Annotated in this window: 18 protein-coding genes; 10 read left to right on the top strand and 8 right to left on the bottom strand. The window is 73.0% G+C overall.

Translation table 11 applies throughout. From position 1 onward, the window contains the following. Positions 1-46 precede the first annotated feature (46 nt). Positions 47-562, bottom strand: coding sequence for a DUF4190 domain-containing protein (locus ACTMS2_RS06275; RefSeq protein WP_441174518.1), 516 nt, complete (start codon positions 560-562; stop codon positions 47-49). A gap of 121 nt (positions 563-683) precedes the next feature. On the opposite strand from ACTMS2_RS06275, the gene ACTMS2_RS06270 reads away from it, so the two are divergent. Then, on the top strand, positions 684-1,589 hold the full coding sequence (locus ACTMS2_RS06270) for an SDR family NAD(P)-dependent oxidoreductase (RefSeq protein WP_363620515.1): 906 nt from the start codon (positions 684-686) through the stop codon (positions 1,587-1,589). A gap of 10 nt (positions 1,590-1,599) precedes the next feature. On the opposite strand, the gene ACTMS2_RS06265 is transcribed toward ACTMS2_RS06270, so the two are convergent. Next, the gene (locus ACTMS2_RS06265; protein WP_441174517.1) at positions 1,600-2,139 is read right to left on the bottom strand and encodes a DUF4190 domain-containing protein; all 540 of its coding nucleotides are present in this window, start codon (positions 2,137-2,139) and stop codon (positions 1,600-1,602) included. Positions 2,140-2,313: 174 nt separating this feature from the next. Here ACTMS2_RS06265 and ACTMS2_RS06260 point away from each other — a divergent pair, with 174 nt between their 5' ends. Then, complete coding sequence (locus ACTMS2_RS06260) at positions 2,314-3,510, top strand: acyl-CoA dehydrogenase family protein (RefSeq protein WP_363893248.1); 1,197 nt, start codon at positions 2,314-2,316, stop codon at positions 3,508-3,510. 248 nt (positions 3,511-3,758) lie between these two features. Here ACTMS2_RS06260 and ACTMS2_RS06255 read toward each other — a convergent pair whose 3' ends face one another. From ACTMS2_RS06255 to ACTMS2_RS06245, 3 genes are read right to left on the bottom strand one after another with little or no spacing between them, the layout of a single operon-like run. After that, a complete protein-coding gene (locus ACTMS2_RS06255; protein ID WP_441174516.1) occupies positions 3,759-4,166 on the bottom strand; it encodes a CoA-binding protein in 408 nt (135 codons plus the stop codon). Between the two features lie 22 nt (positions 4,167-4,188). Continuing rightward, complete coding sequence (locus ACTMS2_RS06250) at positions 4,189-4,914, bottom strand: hypothetical protein (RefSeq protein ID WP_441174515.1); 726 nt, start codon at positions 4,912-4,914, stop codon at positions 4,189-4,191. 23 nt (positions 4,915-4,937) lie between these two features. Then, a complete protein-coding gene (locus ACTMS2_RS06245) occupies positions 4,938-5,987 on the bottom strand; it encodes an Rv2578c family radical SAM protein (protein ID WP_441174513.1) in 1,050 nt (349 codons plus the stop codon). Between the two features lie 101 nt (positions 5,988-6,088). On the opposite strand from ACTMS2_RS06245, the gene ACTMS2_RS06240 reads away from it, so the two are divergent. Next, positions 6,089-6,508 carry a thiol-disulfide oxidoreductase DCC family protein gene (locus ACTMS2_RS06240; protein WP_441174512.1) on the top strand — a complete coding sequence of 140 codons (420 nt, stop codon included), beginning with the start codon at positions 6,089-6,091 and terminating at the stop codon, positions 6,506-6,508. Here ACTMS2_RS06240 and ACTMS2_RS06235 read toward each other — a convergent pair. The 3 genes from ACTMS2_RS06235 to trxA form a co-directional block, all read right to left on the bottom strand. Beyond that, positions 6,472-7,380, bottom strand: coding sequence for an HTTM domain-containing protein (locus tag ACTMS2_RS06235; protein ID WP_441174511.1), 909 nt, complete (start codon positions 7,378-7,380; stop codon positions 6,472-6,474). The genes ACTMS2_RS06240 and ACTMS2_RS06235 overlap by 37 nt on opposite strands. Next, a complete protein-coding gene (locus tag ACTMS2_RS06230) occupies positions 7,377-7,817 on the bottom strand; it encodes a hypothetical protein (protein ID WP_089002142.1) in 441 nt (146 codons plus the stop codon). The genes ACTMS2_RS06235 and ACTMS2_RS06230 overlap by 4 nt, the downstream gene beginning before the upstream one ends. Positions 7,818-7,974: 157 nt before the next feature. Continuing rightward, on the bottom strand, positions 7,975-8,337 hold the full coding sequence (gene trxA / locus ACTMS2_RS06225) for a thioredoxin (RefSeq protein WP_350822089.1): 363 nt from the start codon (positions 8,335-8,337) through the stop codon (positions 7,975-7,977). 548 nt (positions 8,338-8,885) lie between these two features. On the opposite strand from trxA, the gene ACTMS2_RS06220 reads away from it, so the two are divergent. The 7 genes from ACTMS2_RS06220 (at position 8,886) to ACTMS2_RS06190 (ending at position 13,920) form a co-directional block, all read left to right on the top strand. After that, positions 8,886-9,401, top strand: a complete 516-nt coding sequence (locus ACTMS2_RS06220) for a MaoC family dehydratase (protein ID WP_089002140.1) — start codon at positions 8,886-8,888, stop codon at positions 9,399-9,401. A gap of 62 nt (positions 9,402-9,463) precedes the next feature. Next, a complete protein-coding gene (locus ACTMS2_RS06215) occupies positions 9,464-9,991 on the top strand; it encodes a hypothetical protein (protein WP_441174510.1) in 528 nt (175 codons plus the stop codon). Positions 9,992-10,180: 189 nt separating this feature from the next. Next, a complete protein-coding gene (locus tag ACTMS2_RS06210) occupies positions 10,181-10,804 on the top strand; it encodes a TrmH family RNA methyltransferase (RefSeq protein WP_441174509.1) in 624 nt (207 codons plus the stop codon). A gap of 13 nt (positions 10,805-10,817) precedes the next feature. After that, positions 10,818-11,585, top strand: a complete 768-nt coding sequence (locus ACTMS2_RS06205; RefSeq protein ID WP_441174508.1) for a DUF6758 family protein — start codon at positions 10,818-10,820, stop codon at positions 11,583-11,585. 133 nt (positions 11,586-11,718) lie between these two features. Next, a complete protein-coding gene (locus ACTMS2_RS06200) occupies positions 11,719-11,877 on the top strand; it encodes a hypothetical protein (protein WP_007455302.1) in 159 nt (52 codons plus the stop codon). A gap of 6 nt (positions 11,878-11,883) precedes the next feature. Continuing rightward, entirely contained in the window at positions 11,884-12,759 is an 876-nt protein-coding gene (locus ACTMS2_RS06195; protein ID WP_441174507.1) for a PH domain-containing protein, read from the top strand. A 105-nt stretch (positions 12,760-12,864) separates the two neighbouring features. After that, the gene (locus ACTMS2_RS06190) at positions 12,865-13,920 is read left to right on the top strand and encodes a SigE family RNA polymerase sigma factor (protein ID WP_441174505.1); all 1,056 of its coding nucleotides are present in this window, start codon (positions 12,865-12,867) and stop codon (positions 13,918-13,920) included. Positions 13,921-13,975 lie beyond the last annotated feature (55 nt).

Genomic DNA, 13,975 nt, shown 5'->3' with positions numbered 1-13,975 from the left:
CGACGATCCGTGCCGCCCCGGTCCACGCCGGGGCGGCACCGTCGGTTCAGTAGCCGGTGCTGCTGGTGTCGGCCTGGCTGATCGCGAAGACGATGATCGCCACGTAGAAGAGGACCACCAGCAGGTACAGGCCGGTGACGATCCAGCCGACGATGATGCCGGCCTTCGCCATGCCCTCGCCGCCCTCGCCGGTCTCCCGGATCTGCTTCTGCGCGACATGGCCGAGGATCGCGCCGATCGGCGCGGTGACGCAGGAGCCGATGCCGACCAGGGCGAGCACCAGGGCGGCGATGGCGAGGCCGTTGGTCCTCATCGCGGGGGCGTAGCCGTAGTTCGGGTACGCCGGCGGGTAGGCGGCGGGTCCGGGCTGCCCGGAGGCGTGCATCATCCCGGCGTACGGGTCGCCGCCCGCGTACGGGTCCGCGGCGTACGGGTCACTGCCGGTGGGTTGGGTGGGGACGGGATTGCCGCTCACCGGGCGGGCGGGGTCGGCGGGCGGGCTCGACTGCTGGCCCGACCACGCCGGGTCGTTCCAGCCGCCGGAGGGCGGGGGATATGTCATTCGTCTGCTCCGTTGGGTGCGGGGTGCGTCCGTCAGGGTAGTCAGCCCTGCCCAGACGCCGGGGCGTCGCCGCCGGGTGTGCCGCGTTGCCCGCGCTCCCTCCAGCGGGCAGGATCTCGGCATGGTGATTGACGCGCGAGCCGCGGACCGCTCCGGCAGCCGACCGAGACGGGACGCGAGCCGACCCGGCCTGGCCCGGCGCACCCGCGCCGCCGCCCCGCCGGGCGCTGCCGGCACCGACGAACCCGCGGCCCTGCCGGACCCGGTGACCATGCGGCTCGACGGGAAGGTCGCCCTGGTCACCGGGGCGGGCAGCCCGGACGGCATCGGGTACGCGACGGCGCGGCGGCTGGCCGACCTCGGCGCCCGGGTGGCCATCGTCTCCACCACCCGACGCATCCACGAGCGGGCCGGCGAGCTGGGCGTCACCGGCTTCGTCGCCGACCTCACCGACGAGTCGGAGGTGGGCGCGCTCGCCGACGCGGTCACCGAGCAGCTCGGCGACGTCGAGGTGCTCGTCAACAACGCCGGCCTGGCCAGCCGGGCCAGCCCCGAGGTGCTGCGCCCGGTCGCCCAGCTCAGCTACGACGAGTGGCACGGCGAGATCGACCGCAACCTCACCACCGCGTTCCTGTGCAGCCGGGCCTTCATCGGCGGCATGGCGGAGCGGGGCTGGGGCCGGATCGTCAACCTGGCCGCGACCGCCGGGCCGGTCAATGCCCTGCCCACCGAGGCGGCCTACGCGGCGGCCAAGGCGGGCGTGGTCGGGCTGACCCGGGCGCTGGCAATGGAGATGATCGCCGACGGGGTGACCGTCAACGCGGTCGCGCCGGGCACCATCCACACCGCCGCCTCCACCGTGGCGGAGATCAGGCAGGGCCTCGGCACCCCGGTCGGCCGCCCCGGCACCCCGGACGAGGTGGCCGCGGCGATCGCCTTCCTCTGCTCGCCGGCCGCCTCGTACATCACCGGACAGATGCTGGTGGTGGACGGCGGCAACAGCGTCCGGGAGGCCCAGTTCCGCTGATTGCGCGGCCTCAGTAGTTGGGGCCGCTGTTGCCGGCGACGGCGATCAGCACGATCCAGCCGCAGCAGGCCAGCAGCCCGAGCCCCGTGATGACGTAGCTGAGGATGAGTCCCCACGTGGCGAGCTGGTCGCCCTCCTCGCCCGACGTGCGGATCTGCCGCTTGGCCAGGTGGCCGAGGACGATGCCCGCCGGGGAGAAGACGAACGCGAAGACCAGCGAGAGGATGGCCAGCACGTTCGTCCCGCCGGGCCGGGGACCGGACGGCGGGCCGTACTGCCCGTAGGGCACCTGCGGGGTGTACGGGGGCTGGTGCCCCCACTGCTGCCCCTGCGGCGGCTCGCCGGGCCGCTCGTAGCTGGGCTGCCCGTACGCGGGCTGCTCGTAACCGCGTTCCTCGTAGCCGGGCTGCTCGTGAGCGGGTGGGCCGTACGACGGCGGTTCGGGGGCGGGCGGCGGCTCGTACCGTGACGGGTCGTGCCCCGGCGGGGGCTCCCAGGGCGACGACGACCGGTCCGGATCGGGCGGGCCCGACGACGGTGGCTGGCTCACGGTCTCCTCCTGCCGGTGGCGGATCGCGTCCCCTCTTGCCGGACGCTACCGGCAGCGGTGAACCTTTTCACAGCGGTTGTGTGGACTGGTCACCTTGGCCTCGACGGCCGTGCGGCCAATACTGACGGAGCGTTCAGTTACCCATGAGTAAGGCGCCGACCCCCGGAGGCTGAGATGGCCAGACTCGCCCAGACGCCCGGCCTGACCGATGTGCAGCGGTCGATCCTGGAAACCGTCCGGGAGTTCGCCGACAAGGAGATCATTCCGCACGCGCAGCGGCTCGAGCACGCCGACGAGTACCCGAGCGACATCCTCGACGGGATGCGCGAGATGGGCCTCTTCGGCCTCACCATCGACGAGGAGTACGGCGGGCTCGGCGAGTCCCTGCTGACCTACGCGCTGGTGGTCGAGGAGCTGTCGCGGGGCTGGATGTCGATCTCCGGCATCGTCAACACCCACTTCATCGTCGCCTACCTGATCTCCCAGCACGGCTCCGCCGAGCAGAAGGCCCGGCTGCTGCCGAGGATGGCCACCGGCGAGGTGCGCGGCGCCTTCTCCATGTCCGAGCCGGAGTGCGGCTCCGACGTCTCCGCGATCAAGTCGAAGGCCGTCCGCGACGGCGACCGATACGTGATCAACGGCCAGAAGATGTGGCTGACCAACGGGGCGTACTCGTCGGTGGTGGCGACCCTGGTCAAGACCGACACCGGTGCCGACTCCGTCTACGGCAACATGAGCACCTTCCTGCTGGAGAAGGAGCCCGGCTTCGGCGAGACCGCCCCCGGCCTGACCATCCCCGGCAAGATCGACAAGATGGGCTACAAGGGCGTCGAGACCACCGAGATGGTGCTCGACGGCGTGACCGTCGACGAGTCCGCCGTCCTCGGCGGCGCGGAGATGGTCGGCCGCGGCTTCTACCAGATGATGGACGGCATCGAGGTCGGCCGCGTCAACGTGGCCGCCCGCGCCTGCGGCATCTCCATCCGCGCCTTCGAGCTGGCCGTCGCGTACGCCCAGCAGCGCCACACCTTCGGCCAGCCCCTCGCGAAGCACCAGGCCGTCGCCTTCAAGCTCGCCGAGATGGGCACGAAGATCGAGGCCGCGCACGCGCTGATGGTCAACGCCGCCCGGCTCAAGGACGCCGGCCAGCGCAACGACGTCGAGGCCGGCATGGCCAAGCTGCTCGCCTCGGAGTACTGCGCCGAGGTCGTCCAGGAGGCGTTCCGCATCCACGGCGGCTACGGCTACTCGAAGGAATACGAGATCGAGCGCCTGATGCGCGAGGCGCCGTTCCTGCTCATCGGCGAGGGCACCTCGGAGATCCAGAAGACGATCATCTCCCGGGGCCTGCTCAAGCAGTACAAGCTCTGACGTCCCCGGCGGCACGGCCGCCCCGTCCCCGCCGCCCGGGTGGCACCGGCACGTTGCCGGTGCCGCCCGCTGGCCCCTGTCGAGTTGAGTCGGATACGACATCAGCGGCCGCGCGGACGCGGGTGTCGCGCATCAGCGGAGGTGGGCGCCCACGACGACGTCACCCGGCCGTGCGGCTGTGAGTCGTTTACGACATCAGCTCGACAGGGCCGGTCCGACGGCACCGACGCCGCTCGCCGTACGCCCGCTCAGCCCGGTCGGGTCAGGCCGGCGGCGGCGCGCTCGACGATCAGGCAGCGGTCCTCGACGTAGTCGACGCCCGCCTCCGTGGCGATCCGCCGCGCCTCGGCCGAGACGATGCCGAGCTGCAACCAGACCGCCGGGGCACCGATCGCCACCGCCTCGCGTACCACGTCGACCGCGTCCTCGGCGGGCCGGAACACGTCGACCAGGTCGACCGGGTGCGGGATGTCGGCCAGAGACCGGTAGACCCGCTCACCGAAGAGTTCGTCGGCCGTCGGGTTGACCGGGATGATCCGCCAGCCGTACCGCTGCATCTGCAACGGCACGCTGTGCGCGGCCTTGCGCGGGTCGCGGGACGCGCCCACGACGGCGATCACGGCGGAGTCGGCGAGGATCTGCTGAGCGGAGCGCACCCGCCGACTCTAACCCCGCCGCTCAGCCCCCGCCCGCGAGCGCGCTGCGCAGTCGGGCGTACTCCTGCGGCGTGCCGATCGCCGCGCGGTGCTCGGGATGCGCGGCGTAGTGCTGGATGGCCGAGGCCAGCACGTCCGGTGCGACGTCCAGCTCACCGGTCTCGACGACGGTGTGGCGGCGCGAGCCGATCCCCCGGAGCCGGACCTGGTCCCGGCTCCGTACCGGCAGCCGCAGGACGGTGGAGCGCCGGTACGAAAGGCTCGGAACCGCTGGGTCCAGGGCCTCCCACGGCACCCGGACCTGCTGCAGCGGATGGCTGGCCTCGATCCCGGCCGGGGTCAGCGCGACGCTCGGCACCCGGCGCCAGAGGAGGACGGCCAGGAGCACGGCGAGCGGGCCGGCGAGGGCGGGGTAGAACCACCACAGGTCCTCCCGGTCCGAGGCGAGCTGGTTCGTCGTCGTGTAGGTGAGGAAGGCGAGCAGGACCCAGCGGTAGCTCATCCGTCCCGTCGGCGGGACGAAGAAGGCGCGCTCCCGCTCGTCCGCCCGCAGGTCGGCGGCGCCAGGCTTGCCGAAGGCGCGCATCAGGCTCCACAGCAGCGCGACCAACGGAACCAGCATGAGCAGGGCGGTCTGGCCGCTGGTGCGCGCCAACCCCGCCGCCAGCCCCCAGAGCAGGCCGACGGCCACCGCGACCGCCACCGCGACGCGCTGCCGACGCAGTGCCCGACCGATCGTCTCCCGCACGCCGGCAGCGTATCGGTGGCCGTCTACAGGAGAGTGAGCTGCTCGGCGGGCGGCGGTGCGGGTGCCGGGTCGGGTGGGCGGCGGTCGTCGCCGCGCTCGCCCCGGTGCAGCCCGTGCCGGCGGGCCGCGATGCGCACCCGGGCCGTCAGCTCCCGCTGGTAGGACTGCGGAGCGTACGCGCCGGAGCGGTAGAGCTCGCGGTAGCGGGGGACCAGGTGCGGGAACTCGCGGCCGAGCCAGCGCGCGTACCACTCCCGGGCGCCCGGGCGCAAGTGCAGCGCCAACGGCGTCACGCTGCTCGCCCCGGCTGCGGCGATCGCCGCCACGGTCGCGTCGATCGACGCGTCGTCGTCGCTGAGCCCGGGCAGGATCGGCGCCATCAGTACGCCGACGTCGAAGCCGGCGTCGGCCAGCGCCCGTACGGCGTCCAGCCGCCGCCTCGGGCTGGGGGTGCCCGGCTCCACCGCGCGCCAGAGGTGCTCGTCGACGAAGCCCACCGAGTACGACACGCGGACCCGGGTGACCTCGGCGGCCTGGCGCAGCAGCGGCAGGTCCCGCAGGATCAGCGTGCCCTTGGTGAGGATCGAGAACGGGTTCGCGAAGTCGCGCAGCGCCGCGATGATCTGCGGCATGAGCTGGTAGCGCCCCTCGGCCCGCTGGTAGCAGTCGACGTTGGTGCCCATCGCGACGGGCGCGCCCCGCCAGCGCGGCGCGGCCAGCTCCCGCCGGACCAGCTCACCGGCGTTGACCTTGACGATGACCTTCCGGTCGAAGTCCGCCCCGGCGTCGAGGTCGAGGTAGGTGTGCGTGTTCCGCGCAAAGCAGTATCTGCATGCATGACTGCATCCCCGGTAGGGGTTGATCGTCCACTCGAACGGGACGCGGGAGGCGCCGGGCACCTTGTTGATGATCGACTTGGCCTGCACCTCGTAGAACGTCATGCCGGCGAAGCCCGGCGTGTCGAAGGTGCGGGCGACGGCGCCGGGCAGCGCCAGCGGCAGGGGTGGTGTCGCCGGCGCTGCCCGGCCCGGGACCCCCTCGTCCGGGGGAGCGGCGAGGTTGTCCCAGCGCATGGCCATCATTCGAACACGCGTACGAGCGCAGCGCAAGCGACCCGCCGTGTCCCCGCCCACCTTGCCGCACCGTGCGCGGTCGGCGGGTGGAGGATGGAGGCATGGAGAGGTCGACGTTCGTCTACGACGGGGACTGCGCGTTCTGCACCCGGTGCGCCGAGTTCATCGACCGGCGCATCCCGACCGGCGCCCGCGTGGTGCCGTGGCAGTTCGCCGACCTCGACGCGCTGGGCCTGAGCGAGGCCGAGTGCGAGGAGGCGGTGCAGTGGGTGGGCGCGGACGGCTCCCGCGCGGCCGGGCCGGACGCGATCGCGCGGCTGCTCGGCGACAGTGGTCCGCTCTGGCGGGTCGCGGGCGCCGGCCTCCGGTTCGCCCCGGTACGCGCCGCCGCCTGGCCCGCGTACCGCTGGGTGGCCCGCAACCGGCACCGGTTGCCCGGCGGCACGGCCGCGTGTGCGCTGCCCCAGGAGGCGCGGGAACGCCTCTACGGGCCGTCCGGTCGCCCGGCCGCCGACGCCTGACCCGCGAGTGCCGGCGCGGCACCGGCGGGCCTCGCGGCGTCGCGCCCCCGGCGGCTGAACAGTCGGCGGGCCCAGACCACCGGCCGGACCCGCTCCAGCGGGAGGAAGGCGGTCATCGCGGCGAGGTGCGGGGCGAACGAGATCGTGATGGTCGCCATGGTGACCAGGTGGAACGAGTAGAAGAAGCCCACCGTGGCCAGGCGCCAGCGCTCCCTGAGCAGGAAGACCACCGGGCTGAGCAGCTCGAACGCGACGATGCCGAACTGGGCGACGATCAGCAGGTACGGCACCGAGGCGATCAGGTCGGCCAGCTCGGTGCCGCGCCGGATGATGGCCCGGGCCAGCACGGAGCCGGTGAGCCAGTCCAGCCCGCCGAAGCGCAGCTTGGCCCAGGCGGCCAGGAAGTACGTGCAGATGACGGCGATCTGGGTGACCCGCAGGGCCCAGCCGCCCGCCTCGGTGCGGGTGGCGTCGCCGTGCCGGGCGCGGCCCGCCGTGGGCAGCACGGCCAGCGCGACGAGCAGGCCGAACCGGTCGTGGTCGACCTTGCCGTAGCTCATCGCGACGATCATCCACTCGAAGTAGAGCGCGAAGACCGTCCAGCCGAGCAGCCGGGGCGCCCGGCCGGTCGCGGCGAGCAGGGCGAGCAGCAGCAGGGCCCAGAAGAGCGCGGCGACCACCGCCGGGGTCGGCGTGGGCAGCGGCAGCAGGCGGCCGACCAGCAGCGGCTGGTAGAGCTCGCCGGGCACCGCCACCCGGGTGCGTACCCAGGGGGTGAAGACGACCAGGTCGGCGGCGACGAAGAGGTAGATCAGCGTGCGGAAGGCGGCCACCCGCCCGCGCGGCACGGCCTCGGTCAACCAGCGGCTCATCGGTCCGCCCGCCAGGCGACCACGGTCTCGTCGGTCCAGCGGCCGGTGGGCCGCCCGTCGCGGATGCCGTGCCAGCGGACGACGATGCGGACCTCGACCAACTCCGCCGCGTCCGGGTGGCGTTCGGCGTACGCGTCGGCGACCTCGGCGAGCCGCGCGGGGTCGGCGGCGTAGCGGCTCTGCTGGCCCTCGATCTCAGCCCGGCGGATGCCCGTGGCGCTCTCGCCTAGGTCGACGACCGCTCCGCTGCTGTCGACGCCCTCGACGCGGGTGTCCGGAGCGGGGGAGTTCGGCGGGTTGGACGTGGAGTACATCCGGAACGGGCCGAACGGGAAGTGGTCGTCGGTGCCCCAGACGGTGCCGGCCAGCAGGACGGCCAGGCCGAGGGCGGTGGCGGCGAGCCGGGCGGCGCGACCGCGGGTGGTCAAGGTTTCCATCGGGTCGTGACGATACGGGATGTACCGCCCGCCCCGGCTCCCTCCGCCGGCCACGAACCGCTGGCCGGAGGGCCAGTGCGACCCCGTCCCCGTCGGCCGGCGGGAAGACGACGACGGCCGGGTCCCTCGGGACCCGGCCGTCGTGCGGCGCTGCGGCTCAGTGGCTGTGCCCGGCCAGCTTCTTGCGTACGTCGTCCATGTCGAGGGCCTGGACCTGCTCGATCAGGTTCTCCAGGGCGGACTCGGGCAGGGCGCCCGGCTGGGCGAAGACGATGACGCCGTCGCGGATCGCCATGATGGTCGGGATCGACCGGATGTCGAACTTGGCGGCCAGCTCCTGCTGCGCCTCGGTGTCGACCTTGCCGAACACGATCTCGGAGTGCTTCTCGGAGGAGCGCTCGTAGACCGGGGCGAACCGCTTGCACGGGCCGCACCACTCGGCCCAGAAGTCGACGAGCACGATGCCGTCGCTGCCGGTCACCTCGTCGAAGTTTGCCGTGGTCAGCTCTACGGTTGCCATGAATGTCTCCGATCGGCGCGGAATAGCTACGTCAGGTGGAACCAGGGCGTACCGCGTGGAATTCCCGGCCCATCTCCGCCGAAACGTGCTCGTCGCGGCGCTGCCCGGGCCGCGCTCCCATCGACGGTGGTTGTTCCCGTCAGTCGTTGCGTTACGCAAGTGCACGACGCATTTGCGTGACCGGACGTGATGGGAGCGTTTCCATGGAGATCGACACGATTGGCCGGCGCGAATGAGCAATCAGGCGGTTGACAAGCGGCTATCCGGCGTGCGGAGATCGCCGAGGCTCGGCCGGTCGGGCACGCACAGTAGTGTTACGAAAAGGTAAATGTGACCTCCGTCTCTGTTCGGTGTGCCTTGTCGTACGGCAGAATCCTCTGCATCAGAGCGTGGGCGGCGGGTGCCGGGGAGGGCCCCGCCGCTCATTGCGTCTCCCCCCGGTTGCGGCGGTGTGACATTTCCGCACGCCACGCGCCCCGCGCATCGCCTTAACACTCCATAAGGCATGCTGTGCCGAACTCCATCGCCGCCCGTCGAAGGGGACAAGGATGCAGTTCGGCCGCTACTACGAGGAGTTCGAGGTCGGCGCGGTCTACCGCCACTGGCCCGGCAAGACGGTCACCGAGTACGACGACCACCTCTTCTGCCTGCTCACCATGAACCACCACCCGCTGCACATGGACGCGCACTACGCCGAGACGGCGAGCCAGTTCAAGCGCAACGTGGTGGTCGGCAACTACATCTACTCGCTGCTGCTGGGCATGTCGGTGCCCGACGTCAGCGGCAAGGCCATCGCCAACCTCGAGGTCGAGTCCCTGCGGCACGTGGCGCCCACCTTCCACGGCGACACGATCTACGGCGAGACCACCGTGCTGGACAAGCGCGAGTCGTCCTCCAAGCCCGACCGGGGCGTGGTCTCCGTGGAGACCCGGGGCTACAACCAGGACGGCACCCTGGTCTGCGTCTTCCGCCGCCGGGTGATGGTCCCCAAGAAGGAGTACGCCGCGACGGCGGTGCCTGAGGGCGTCGACCCGGAACGGCCCAGCTTCCCCGAGCCGCGCTGACCGACGGGCCCCTTCTCATCCGGGTTCCGGGTGGTAGGGGCCCTTTTTCCGATCCGGGGCATATGCTGGCGCCGGAGGTCCCCATGAGCCACTCCGTCGCCGGAGAGCCGTCCTCTGCCGGCCGCCGCGCCGCACCGCTGACCACCGCCGTCTACTCCGCCGCCGAGTGGGATCTGCTGACCAGCCTGCCCGGCCGCGTGATCGTGGCCGCCGCCGCGCCCGGCACCGGGCGGCCCCGCCGTACCGTCGCCGCCGGGCTCGCCGGCCTGGACGCGGTCGCCGCCGGCCGGGCCTTCGACAGCGATCTCGTACGCGCGGTGGTCGTCGCCATCTACGCCCGGCACGACGGGGCGGGCGAACCCGTCGACCGCCTCACCGACGTGGTGGACCTGCTCGCCGCCTGCCGGGCCGCGACCCGGGTGCTGCGGCGGCGGGCGGATCCCGCCGACTCGGCGGCGTACCGGCAGTGGGTGCAGTCGGTGGCGGCCCGGGTGTGCGGGGTCGCGACGACCGGTGCCCCGGCGCTGCCGCCGGCCCCCGCCGACCGCCGCTTCCTCGACCGGCTCGGCGTCGCGTTGGGGCTGCGCTGAACCGCTCCGCCCCACCCGTTGTGGCTGCCGGTGCGCGGACCGGTGCCCCTGCCGCTGCCGTCGCGGCTGCCACCGCCAGTGCGGTCGCCGTTTCGGCTGTCGCTGCCGCTGGAGGTGCGGGGCCGGTGCCCGAGCGGGAGCCGGGGGCGCGGCCCGGGGCGGGGTCCGCGGGCCGTACCCTGCGGGATCGTGACCGGAGACCAGCTCGACGTCGGCGTGGGACCGTGGCCCGGTGACCCGCCGGACGACCCGCGCTACGACCCCGAGCTGCTCGCCGAGGGCGACCGGCGCAACGTCGTCGACCGCTACCGCTACTGGCGGCGGGAGGCCGTGGTGGCCGACCTGGACCGGCGGCGGCACGACTTCCACGTGGCGATCGAGAACTGGCAGCACGACTTCAACATCGGCACGGTCGTCCGCAACGCCAACGCCTTCCTCGCCGCCGAGGTGCACGTCGTGGGCCGCCGGCGGTGGAACCGGCGGGGTGCCATGGTGACCGACCGCTACCAGCACGTCCGGCACCACGAGACCATCGAGGAGTTCGTCGCCTGGGCGGCCGGGCGCGGGCTGCCCGTCGTCGGCATCGACAACCTTCCCGGCTCCCGGCCGTTGGAGACCACCACCCTGCCCCGCCGTTGCGTCCTGCTGTTCGGGCAGGAGGGGCCGGGCCTCTCCGAGCCGGCGCGGGCCGCCTGCGACCAGCTCTTCTCCATCGCCCAGTACGGCTCCACCCGGTCGATCAACGCCGGCGTGGCCAGCGGCATCGCCATGCACGCCTGGATCCGTACGCACGCCGGGCCGCCGCCGGGCTGAGCCGCCCGCCCCGATGGCCTCCGGCGGCACCGAAACCGGCGCTCCGCTTGACGGGGCGGCGCGACGGGGTGACGGTGGGATGGTGAGTGTCGCGGTGAGTTGCCCTAAATGTGGTGGGCCGGTGCGGGCGCCGGACCTGATGCACACCGAGTCGCGCTGCCTGGACTGCGGGCCGGTTCCCCCACTGCACGTCCCCGAGCACATCGGGGCCCAGATCGTGGCCAGCGTGGTGGAGCGGATCGTCGCCGCCGCCGAGCCGCCGGCCCGGCCGAGGGCGCCGCTGTGGTGCCCGTGGCCGCTGCCGACCGGCTGGACCATGACCGGCGTGGCGTACGCCGGCGACGACCGCACCGGGGTGCGCGCCACGGCGGTCGCCTGCGCCGGGCCGGCTCCGCTCGGCGAGGGCCCCGCGGATCTGGTCTTCGTGGCCGAGGAGCCGGGCGTCGGCCTGGGCACCCGCTTCGCGGGGCTGGCCGGCCCGGATCCGGGCCCGGAACTCGCGCAGGCGCTGACCGATCCCGGACCGGGGCATCCGGAGCATGTGGGGCAGGCCAGGATCAAGGTGGCCGGTCATCCCACTCCACTGTGGCTCGTGAACTCGCCGACGGATCGAAGCGCGTACGCCGGCGAGGCTCGGGGATTGTGGCTCCATGCGATAGCCTGGCCGGCGAGTGCGGGTCACCTCCTCGCGGAAGACGTCGTCTTGCACGACCTGACCGAGTGGACACCGCCCGAGCTCGTGTACGGCGCACCCTCTCCGTATCTGCACGGGAAGGCTTGACGGGCCTCAGGGCTTGACAGGCAACCCGGAATGTCGGAGAACGGACGCAGATATTCACTGTACGACACCACACTGATACTCTGGGTGCCGCTGCGGTAATGGGACCCGGCGCCGCGCGAGAGGATGGCCCGCCATGGTCAAGAAGGTCCTCACCTGGGCCGGAATCGCATTCTTGATCTTCTTCGTCGCCTATCGGCCAAATTCTGCGGCGGACGTGTTCAAGTCGCTGGGCGGCGGGATCATGGACATCGCCCAGGGGTTCGGCGACTTCTTCACCAGCCTCGTCGCCTAGCCACCGATGGGAAACCCCTCCGGTCCACCCTTCGATCCCGACGATCCCGATCGGGAGCGTCGGGAGCGAGACACGGAGCCGATCCCCCGGCTCGGCCCCGACGACGGGCCGGGCTACGGCACCGGTCCGGGCCGCTCCGGCGGCCCCTCCTTTTCGGACGATGCCGGCTACGGCGACCCGTCGCCGTACGGCGGCTCGGAGCGCTCCGGCCGGGCCTGGATCCGGGACCCGGAGGCCGGCTACCAGCCGCCCCAGATCTCCGAGGACGAGCTGGCCGGCCTGCGGGCCGACGCCGCCGGCGCGGCGCCGCGCCGGGTGCTGCCGCTGGAGGACGAGCCCAGCTCGCTGGTGGCGCGCTACCTCTTCCCGACCGAGCGCTACCGGGGCGAATGGAAGCGGCACTGGGTGCACCTCACCACCCCGCTGCTCGTCGGCGTGGCCGCCACCTTCGTGCTCGGCTACCTCTCCGGCTTCCTCGCCGGGCAGGACGTGGGCGCGCTCACCACCATCGCCGTGCTGCTCTGGTTCGCCGTGATGGGCTGGGTGGCGTGGAAGGTCGCCGACTGGTGGTACGACCGCTTCATCCTGACCAACAAGCGGGTGATGGTGGTCAACGGCATCATCACCCGGAAGGTCGCGATGATGCCGCTGACCCGGGTCACCGACATGAAGTACGAGCAGAGCCCGACCGGGCGCGCACTCAACTACGGCACGTTCGTGCTGGAGTCCGCCGGTCAGGAGCAGGCGCTGCGCGAGATCAAGAATCTGCCCAACCCGAACGAGCTCTACCTGCGCGTCGTCGAGGAGATGTACGAGCCGCAGGCGGTCGAGGCGCGGCTGGGCAAGGAGGCCGACGAGGCCAAGGCCGACGACGGGGCGTGAAACTTTTCGTCCGAACATCGGAGGAACTGCGCACCGTTCGCCGTCGACCCGACCGCCCCCGGCGTGGCAACCTGCCAGGGGAACGGGGCGCGGAGGTGGCCGGTGGTGAGCAGGGATCCCCTGGAGGAGGAGTTCCGCGACTTCGTCGCGGCCCGCTCCAGCGCCCTGCTGCGCACGGCCTACCTGCTCAGCGGTGACTGGGCCACCGCCGAGGACCTGTTGCAGACCTCGTTGACCAAGACGTACCTGGCCTGGAAGCGGCTCGGCGGGATCGAGGCGATCGAGCCGTACGCCCGCCGGGTCATGATCAACACATCGACGAGCTGGTGGCGCCGGCGCTGGCACGGTGAACGCCCCACCGAGGTGCTGCCCGAGCGGGCCGGGGTCGACGAGATCGAGCAGCAGCTCGACCGGGACCTGCTCTGGCGCCACCTGAGCGCGCTGCCCAGCCGGCAGCGGGCGGTGCTCGTGCTGCGCTTCTACGAGGACATGTCCGAGGCGCAGACCGCCGCCCTGCTCGGCATCTCGCCGGGCACGGTCAAGAGCCAGACCTCGCGCGCCCTGGGCACCCTGCGCCGCCGGATGGGCGCCGAGGCCGTCCTCGACCTGCCCGCCGGGACCGACCCGGCCCGCACCGACGGCACGCACGCGTCCGCCCCCGGCGGCGCCGGTCGCCCCGTCCCCGGCGGCGCCGGTCGTCCTGTCCCGGCGCACGGCGGCCCGGAACCTGCCGCCCCCGCCACCGGCGGGACCGGTCGCGCCCCGACGCACGGCGGTGCCGGCCGTCCCGCACCGATCCGTCCGTCGACGGCCTACGGGGCCCCGACGATGGTGGTGGGGGAGGACGCCGCGGCCGTGGTCGCGGCGACGAACGCCCCACCGACCACCGTGGGCGGCCCGGACGCCACCCCGGGCAGGAGCGGAAACACCCTCTCCGTTCCCGACGGCCCCGCGACCGGCCTTCCGATCCGGGCCGCAGGGCCCGCCGCCCCGGACGCCGCGGGCGGCCCGCCGCCCGCCGGAACGGCCGAAGAGTCAGCGGGCGATCCGGTGCCCGTGGCCTCGGGGGCGCGGGCCGGGGCCGGGCCGGCGCCGCGTACCGCCGGCGAGGGGCGACACGGGCGACAGGCCGCCCGCACCGGCACCGGAGAGCACCGGTGAGCCGTCCGGCCGGCCATGGTGACAACCGGACCGACGGCCCGACGCGTCCATTCGC

The sequence above is a fragment of the Micromonospora sp. SD12 genome (assembly GCF_052068495.1).
Taxonomy (GTDB): Bacteria; Actinomycetota; Actinomycetes; order Mycobacteriales; family Micromonosporaceae; genus Micromonospora; species Micromonospora echinofusca.
This window is presented reverse-complemented; position numbering and strand designations above follow the sequence as displayed.

Excerpts from the sequence above, each read along its gene's own strand:
- ACTMS2_RS06275 (WP_441174518.1), bottom strand. The coding sequence starts at position 562 with ATGACATATCCCCCGCCCTCCGGCGGCTGGAACGACCCGGCGTGGTCG.
- ACTMS2_RS06270 (WP_363620515.1), top strand. The coding sequence starts at position 684 with ATGGTGATTGACGCGCGAGCCGCGGACCGCTCCGGCAGCCGACCGAGA.
- ACTMS2_RS06260 (WP_363893248.1), top strand. The coding sequence starts at position 2,314 with ATGGCCAGACTCGCCCAGACGCCCGGCCTGACCGATGTGCAGCGGTCG.
- ACTMS2_RS06245 (WP_441174513.1), bottom strand. The coding sequence starts at position 5,987 with ATGCGCTGGGACAACCTCGCCGCTCCCCCGGACGAGGGGGTCCCGGGC.
- ACTMS2_RS06240 (WP_441174512.1), top strand. The coding sequence starts at position 6,089 with ATGGAGAGGTCGACGTTCGTCTACGACGGGGACTGCGCGTTCTGCACC.
- ACTMS2_RS06235 (WP_441174511.1), bottom strand. The coding sequence starts at position 7,380 with ATGAGCCGCTGGTTGACCGAGGCCGTGCCGCGCGGGCGGGTGGCCGCC.
- ACTMS2_RS06230 (WP_089002142.1), bottom strand. The coding sequence starts at position 7,817 with ATGGAAACCTTGACCACCCGCGGTCGCGCCGCCCGGCTCGCCGCCACC.
- trxA (WP_350822089.1), bottom strand. The coding sequence starts at position 8,337 with ATGGCAACCGTAGAGCTGACCACGGCAAACTTCGACGAGGTGACCGGC.
- ACTMS2_RS06220 (WP_089002140.1), top strand. The coding sequence starts at position 8,886 with ATGCAGTTCGGCCGCTACTACGAGGAGTTCGAGGTCGGCGCGGTCTAC.
- ACTMS2_RS06215 (WP_441174510.1), top strand. The coding sequence starts at position 9,464 with ATGCTGGCGCCGGAGGTCCCCATGAGCCACTCCGTCGCCGGAGAGCCG.
- ACTMS2_RS06205 (WP_441174508.1), top strand. The coding sequence starts at position 10,818 with ATGGCCTCCGGCGGCACCGAAACCGGCGCTCCGCTTGACGGGGCGGCG.
- ACTMS2_RS06200 (WP_007455302.1), top strand. The coding sequence starts at position 11,719 with ATGGTCAAGAAGGTCCTCACCTGGGCCGGAATCGCATTCTTGATCTTC.
- ACTMS2_RS06195 (WP_441174507.1), top strand. The coding sequence starts at position 11,884 with ATGGGAAACCCCTCCGGTCCACCCTTCGATCCCGACGATCCCGATCGG.